Annotated in this window: 2 protein-coding genes; one reads left to right on the top strand and one right to left on the bottom strand. The window is 58.4% G+C overall.

Translation table 11 applies throughout. The features are described 5' to 3' along the window. The first annotated feature begins 324 nt into the window (after window positions 1-324). On the top strand, window positions 325-1,290 hold the full coding sequence (locus MK181_10975; protein ID MCH2420320.1) for an LLM class F420-dependent oxidoreductase: 966 nt from the start codon (window positions 325-327) through the stop codon (window positions 1,288-1,290). A 245-nt stretch (window positions 1,291-1,535) separates the two neighbouring features. Here MK181_10975 and MK181_10970 read toward each other — a convergent pair. After that, window positions 1,536-1,965 (bottom strand): haloalkane dehalogenase (locus MK181_10970; protein MCH2420319.1); only part of this gene is annotated, 430 nt, incomplete at its 5' end.

Below are 1,965 nucleotides of genomic sequence, written 5' to 3'. Positions count from 1 at the left end.
CCGGGGTGGCTGTGTCGGGGTAAGCCTCTATGGATTCGCAGCCCTCAAAGGCACGGGTCGCTGTTAGACCCTGCTCGCTTCGAAGGATGGCGAGGAGTTCGACACCCTTGCCTGCTTGGCACGGGAAGAGGGCGTGGACGGTCTGGGACATCTATTCCAACCATTCGTTTGGGCGCCGCACGATTAGGACGCTTAGAGGCCGACTTCACCACGAGCCCCGGCCCATAGTCAAACTCAACCGGTGTGAGACATGCGTCGCCTTCGAAGTGCCTGGGGATGGCGTTAACCAACTAGCCCTGAAAACAACCAGCGGAGAACATTGAGATGACCAGGATTGGGTATCAGATTCCAAACTTCACCTACCCGGGGACTCCCGAGGCGGCGATATTTGATTCGGTCGTCGCTCAGGCCAAAGCGGCCGAAGCCGCAGGTTTTGACCGAGTCTTCGTGATGGACCATTTCTACCAACTGCCGGGTATCGGAGCCCCAGAAGAGCCGATGTTCGAGTGTTACTCGGTCCTCTCCGCGTTAGCTCAGCACACAGAGAAGGTGCGCCTCTCCGCGTTAGTGACGGGCAACACCTATCGGCACCCCACTCTTCTGGCAAAGGCGGTCACTGCCCTTGACCACGTCTCGTCGGGTAGGGCAACTCTGGGGATCGGCGCAGGCTGGTTCCAACTCGAACACGACTCTCTCGGTTACGAATTCGGCACGTTTACTGATCGATTCGAGAAACTCGAAGAGGCGTTGAAGATCGTGATTCCGATGCTTCGTGGAGAAACGGTGAGTTTTGCCGGGAACCACTACCAGGTATCCGACGCGGTCAATTCGCCACTACCGATCTCTCGCATTCCGATCATGATCGGTGGCAATGGCGAGAAGAAAACTTTACGGATGGTCGCTCAGTACGCAGACGAGTCCAATCTGGCTACCGGTCCGATCTCTGAGATTCCGAGGAAACTGGAAGTTCTCGAACAACATTGCGATCGCCTAGGTCGCGATCGGTCAGAGATAGTGGTGACGAAGTTACAGATGGTCTGTGTCGCTCCGACCATGGAGGAGGCCGAATCGGATCTGCGCGAGGTCGCTGCAGCAAAGGGATGGTCTGAAGAGGTCATCGAGATGGCCAAGCTAATCCTGATCTTTGGCGACTCGGACACTGTGGGAGAGAAGCTCCAGGCCTGCATGGACACTGGTATCGACGGCATGACAATCAACCTCGCCGCCAATGGTCACAAGCTCGAAAGAATCGGGCTCCTAGGTGAAATCGCATTAGCAGCGACGAGTTGAGAAAGAACGGGCACTGAAGGAGAAACGGGTACTTGCCCATTTGGTTTTTATGGGTACGCCCCCGTACAGGTCACTATTCCGAGTATCTCCGGGCTGCACGTCAGCTCGCCTTCGACAGGGGGTCACGGTAACGAAGGCAACCGCCAAATGGGCAGCGATCTACCCCCGGAAGTCAGTGCTGGATGAACCGTCCAGCGACAACCGCAGCTCCGTAGATGGGAAACGTGAGTAACGGTCTCTACTGTTTAGATGCCCGTGTACCAGTTGGCCAGCGCCGTCCCTATCTCATGGGCGGAGTCCTCCTGGACAAAGTGGCTACCGGCGACTGTGACCTCGGTTTGGTTGGGCCAGGTGCGACAGAACTGGCGCTGGGGGCCGGTCAGGATGGCACCGGGTTCTGCGTTCACGAACAACTTCGGGAACCGGGCCGACGCCATGAAATCCGCGTATGCCGAGGTGATTGACACCACATCGGCTGGTTCACCCGCTACGGGGATCTCACGGGGCCAAGTGAGGGTGGGGCGTCGCCCCTCGCCCGGTTCGGAGAACGGTCGTCGGTACTCGTCGTGGGCCTCTGGCGCTAGGTCGCAGATCATGGCGCTGGGGAGGACCGCTTCCACGAACAGGTTCTTCTCCAGCACCATCTCTTCGCCCGCCGGCGACCGGAAGGCCTGG

It is taken from the genome of Acidimicrobiales bacterium (genome assembly GCA_022452035.1).
Lineage (GTDB): Bacteria > Actinomycetota > Acidimicrobiia > Acidimicrobiales > MedAcidi-G1 > UBA9410.
The sequence above is the reverse complement of the archived record's forward strand: the minus strand, read 5'-3'. Positions and strand labels throughout refer to the sequence as shown.